At 67.4% G+C, this 4,844-nt stretch carries 6 protein-coding genes; all 6 read right to left on the reverse strand.

Annotation, left to right across the window (positions count from 1 at the left end; genetic code table 11):
- Positions 1-220: 220 nt before the first annotated feature.
- Complete coding sequence (locus NS1_RS07755; RefSeq protein WP_056819025.1) at positions 221-652, reverse strand: rhodanese-like domain-containing protein; 432 nt, start codon at positions 650-652, stop codon at positions 221-223.
- The gene (locus tag NS1_RS07760; RefSeq protein WP_056819027.1) at positions 652-1,248 is read right to left on the reverse strand and encodes a cysteine dioxygenase; all 597 of its coding nucleotides are present in this window, start codon (positions 1,246-1,248) and stop codon (positions 652-654) included. The genes NS1_RS07755 and NS1_RS07760 overlap by 1 nt, the downstream gene beginning before the upstream one ends.
- Before the next feature lie 127 nt (positions 1,249-1,375).
- The gene (locus tag NS1_RS07765) at positions 1,376-2,158 is read right to left on the reverse strand and encodes a type III pantothenate kinase (protein WP_056819031.1); all 783 of its coding nucleotides are present in this window, start codon (positions 2,156-2,158) and stop codon (positions 1,376-1,378) included.
- 22 nt (positions 2,159-2,180) lie between these two features.
- A complete protein-coding gene (gene panD / locus NS1_RS07770; RefSeq protein WP_056819033.1) occupies positions 2,181-2,600 on the reverse strand; it encodes an aspartate 1-decarboxylase in 420 nt (139 codons plus the stop codon).
- Positions 2,601-2,612: 12 nt separating this feature from the next.
- Complete coding sequence (panC, locus tag NS1_RS07775) at positions 2,613-3,569, reverse strand: pantoate--beta-alanine ligase (protein ID WP_056819035.1); 957 nt, start codon at positions 3,567-3,569, stop codon at positions 2,613-2,615.
- Positions 3,569-4,609 carry a Rossmann-like and DUF2520 domain-containing protein gene (locus NS1_RS07780; RefSeq protein WP_084503589.1) on the reverse strand — a complete coding sequence of 347 codons (1,041 nt, stop codon included), beginning with the start codon at positions 4,607-4,609 and terminating at the stop codon, positions 3,569-3,571. Before NS1_RS07780 ends, panC begins: the two co-directional genes overlap by 1 nt.
- Positions 4,610-4,844: the final 235 nt, after the last annotated feature.

A 4,844-nucleotide genomic window follows, 5' to 3' on the forward strand; every position in this document is an offset into this window, starting at 1 on the left:
TGCTCACATCCGACAACATTAGCGGTCGCCTGAAAGGGTTTTACCCCTCCCCCGCCTCACCGCGCCACCCGCCTATGAATTGTGAAGTGCCTCACTGATTTCGCGACGACATGGGTAACTCCCCAACCACCTCGGAGTCGTCGCGCGCCTGACGTGAGACCGAGGGCGAACCCCACGAATTCGCGAACAGCACGCTGAATTCGCGGAGAGGCGGGGGAGCTTACAGCGAGGCCAGGGAGTCCACCTCACGGGCGAAATGCGGGACGCCGACACCCACGGTCAGCAACCCCGCCGACTTCAGCGCCTGGTAGCCGCCGATCACGTCGCTGGCCCGGTGCAAGCCCAACTCCTGCAGGGCGGCCGCGGCCAAACTCGACGTGTAGCCCTCCGAGCAGAAGATAATCCATTCCACATCATGATCAACGGCGAGGGACAACCGTGCCGACGAGGTCGGATCCAGTCGCCATTCCAGAACATTGCGCTCGATCACCAGGGCGCCGGGCAGCGAGCCTTCGCGCACGCGCTGTGCGGCGGGCCGGATGTCGACCAGAATCGCGCCACGCTCCAGCGCGGCGGCCACGTCGTACACATAGACCCGATGTAGTCGTTCGCGAGCATTCTCGAGCATCTGATCAATCGTCAAACGGCTCATCACAGATCACCTTCGGGCTGGTCGGTGAGGACGGTTTTGGTTCGGCGCAACGTTCCATGGCCGGTCACTTCGTAATATGACATCGCCGACAACGGCGGGGAATACGCGTGCACGCTCAAGGTGGGATCCAGCGGACCAACGGATTCCGCGGCGGCGGGCGCGCGCACCACGTCGTGCACCCAACCGATCGGGAACGACGCCTGATCACCCGCGGCCAGCGTGCGCCTGCGTAACTCCGACCCATTCCAGCGGTATTCCGAGAGGGCGCCGCTCAGCACGGTCAGCGCGCCGAGCGAGCCGGCATGGTCGTGCAAATCGGTGAATTTTCCCGGCGTCCAGCTGATCAGCCAGACATCGACCTCGTCGTCGTGCGAAAGACGGGTCGCCCAGCGCTCTTCGGTCGGCCAGATGCCATCGGCGGGCAGCAGGTGGTCGTAGCGGCCGGAGATAACGTCTTCGGCGCCTTCGTCGGTGAGTCGCAGCAGGTCAGCGGGACGCAACCGGGTCGGCAAGGCCGAAGCGATCGCCCGGTCGAGCGGGGGCGTCGCGGAGTATTCGTCGCGTGCGGACGAAAGGGAAAGAACAGAGGAACGCATGAGCGCATCTCCAGAAGGTGAGAAATCGGTCGAGGGAAAACGTCAGCCTCGAACGGTCGAGGCAGATTAGCCTCGACAACACTCCTGGGTGCTCACACGGAAGATCACGGACGTAGTTTAGCAGACGCTACTTTTTGTTGCGCTCGTAGACATGACGCAGTCCCGTCAGCGTGAGATGTGGGACGTGCTGGTCGATGGTCTCGGACTCCGGCACGATCAGCGGTGCACCCGCACCCGTGGCGACGACGGTGACATCGGTGCCCGCGAACGCGTCGAATTCGTCGCGGATACGGTCGACCAGACCGTCGACCAGACCGGCGAAGCCGAAAATCGCGCCGGACTGAATGCACTCCATGCTGTTCTTGCCCACCACCGAACGCGGCCGCGCCAGCTCGACGCGGCGCATCGCACTGCGTTCCACCAGCGCCTCGGCGGAGATCTCCACACCGGGCGCGATCACCCCGCCGAGGAATTCGCCCTTGGCCGACACCAGATCGACGCAGATCGCGGTACCGAAATCGACGACGATCGCGGGCCCGCCGAAGCTGCGGAAGGCGGCGAGGCAATTGACGATGCGGTCGGCGCCGACTTCCTTCGGATTGTCGACCAGCAGTGGAATGCCTGTTCGCACACCGGGTTCCACCAGGACGTGCGGCACATGCGACCAGTACCGCGCGAGCATCGCGCGCAGTTCGCGCAGCACCGGCGGCACGGTCGACAGCGCGGAGACGCCGACGATCCGGTCGAGATCCTCGCCGACCAGGCCGCGCACCTGCATCGCGAACTCGTCCGCGGTGATCAGCGGATTCGTGTGAATCCGCCAGTGCCGCACCAGGTTCGCGTGTTCACCACTGCCGGAGAACAGCCCGAGTTCGATACCGGTGTTGCGGACGTCGATCGTCAGCAGCATTGTCCTGGGTCCCCCGCCCGGCTCAGACGAACGACAGCGAACGCGGTGAGGTGAGGCCGGAGCCCTCCGGTGCGTGCGCGGGGTCGCTGCCCAGCTCCACCGGACGGTTGTGGTCGTCGACGAAGACCACCTTCGGGTCGTAGTCGCGGACCTCGGCCTCGTCCATCTGACCGTAGGCGATGAGGATGACCAGGTCACCGGGGTGCACGAGGTGGGCCGCGGCGCCGTTGATGCCGATCACGCCCGAACCGCGCTCGCCGGCGATCACGTAGGTCTCGAGGCGGGCGCCGTTGTCGATGTCGACGATGCAGACCTGCTCACCCTCGAGCAGATCGGCGGCGTCGAGCAGGTCCTGGTCGACGGTCACCGAGCCGACGTAGTGCAGGTCGGCATGGGTCACGGTGGCACGGTGGATCTTCGACTTCATCATGGTGCGCAACATCGTCGTCGCCTTTCAGTGCGCCTGCGAGGCAGGCAGGGAGTTCGCGTCGGGGTGTCCATCGATTTGGGCGCCCAGTACTACAGCAGCGTTGTCGATCAGGCGGGTGTCGCCGACTCTGGCCGCGACCAGCAGACGAGCGTTGCCCGCGGTGGGGGCCGGGCCGAGGTTGGCATCGCGCAGTTCGAGGTAGTCGACGTCGAGGCCGTCGACCGCGTCGAGAACCGAGCGAGCGGTCTGCACGACCGCGTCCGCGCCGAGGCCGGCGGCGTGACGGCCCGCGGCGAGCGCGGCCGACAGCGCCAGCGCCGATTCGCGCTGGGTGGCGTCGAGGAAGCGGTTGCGCGAGGAAAGGGCGAGGCCGTCGGGCTCACGGACCGTCGGGTAGGCGACGATCTTGGCGTCCATGTTCAGGTCGCGCACCATCTGCCGGATCAGCGTGAGCTGCTGGTAGTCCTTCTCACCGAAATACGCCTCGGAGGCGTGGGTGATGTTGAGCAGCTTCGCGACAACGGTGAGCATGCCCGCGAAATGCGTCGGCCTGCTGCCGCCTTCGAGCTCGGCGCCGAGCGGGCCGGGCTGGATGGTGGTGCGCATGCCGTCCGGGTACATATCGGAGACGGTCGGCGCGAAGACCAGGTCGACGCCCTCGGTGCGGAGCAGTTCGAGGTCGGCGTCGAGGGTACGCGGGTAGGCGTCGAGGTCTTCGTTCGCGCCGAACTGCAGCGGGTTGACGAAGATCGAGACGATCACGACCTGGTTGGCGAGCTTGGCCTGGCGGATGAGCGCCAGGTGACCCTCGTGCAGCGCACCCATGGTGGGCACGAAGCCGACCGTGCGCCCGGCGCCGCGCAGAGCCTTGGCGACGGTGTCGAGCACCTCGGGGTTGTGGTGCACAGTCAGGACGCCTGCCTTGAAGGCGCCGGTGGCGCGCGGGCCGCCCTGGTGGTGGTGCACTTCTCGGGGTTCCATCAGTGGCCTTCCTTGGCGAGGAGCTCCAGCAGTGCCGGATCGGTTTGTGCGAGTTCGGCGGTGCGCAGCGAGTTGGCCCGGTATGCCTCGGCCAGGTGGTGGTCGACCTGCTCGAGCGCGGCGAGGTGGGCGGCGACGGCGTCGACATCACCGCGGGCGACCGGGCCGGTCAGCGCGGCTTGGCCGCGGCGCAGCGCGTTGTCGAGCGCGGCCGAGGCGAGGGGGGCCAGCAGCCGTTCGGGGAGGCCGCCGGGCTGATCGTCGACCAGCGGCTGGCCGAGCAGGCCGGGTCCGGACAGGGATTCGCGCAGCGCCGCGACGGCGTCGACGATGACCGTGACCAGGTGATTGCTGCCGTGCGCGAGAGCGGCGTGATAGAGCGAACGCTGGTTCTCTTCGACGCGAACCGGTTCGCCACCCATCTCGATCACCAGCGCCTGCGCGATGGCGTAACCGACCTCGTCGGCGGCGGTGACGCCGAAGCAGGCGTTGGCCAGGCGAGCGATGTCCTCGTCGTGGCCGGTGAAGGTCATGGCGGGATGGATCGCGAGACCGAGCGCGCCCTGTTTCGTCAGCGGCTCGAGAATCGCGACGCCGTTCGCGCCGGAGGTGTGCACGACGATGGTGCCGGGGCGCACGACGTTCGCACCGGCGAGCCCGCGCACCAGCCCGGCCAGTTCGGCATCGGGAACGGCGAGCAGGAGCAGTTCACTGCGCTGGGCGATCTGTTCGATCGGCAGCACCTGGGCCTCTGGCAGCCGGGTACGGGCGCGATGCACCGAGGCGTCGGAGATCGCGGCGACGCCGAAGACCACATGGCCGGCTCGCTCGAGCGCTACGCCGAGTGCGGAACCCACTCGTCCCGCCGAGACGATTCCTACCGTCAGTCGTGCGGGCGCCGGGTCAACACTCGTGGTCGCGCCATCAGGGTTGACACTTCTCGAGGTCAACGTTGTCCTCTCGATTTGCGTTCCAGTCCCGCGGTGCGGGTACCAGACGTTACGAGTCGAGGATAGAGGGGTTCGTGGGCGAGGCGCCATCACCCCCCGCCGTGATCTACGCCTCCCCGCGTCTCCAGGCCGGATCTAGGTGGTGTGGTGCGTCAGCGGGTGGATTCCGATTCCAGGTTGGCCATGATGTCGGCCACCGATAGGCGGGCGGTGCCTTCGGTTTCGGCACGGCGGCGTCGACGGGAGCTGGTGCCGACCGCTGGGGCCTTGTCGGGGCGGGCGGCCGGGGGCTGGGCCGGTTCCGGGTCGGGTGTGGCTGCCGGGG

This window comes from Nocardia salmonicida NBRC 13393 (assembly GCF_001613085.1).
In the GTDB taxonomy this organism is placed as follows: Bacteria; Actinomycetota; Actinomycetes; order Mycobacteriales; family Mycobacteriaceae; genus Nocardia; species Nocardia salmonicida.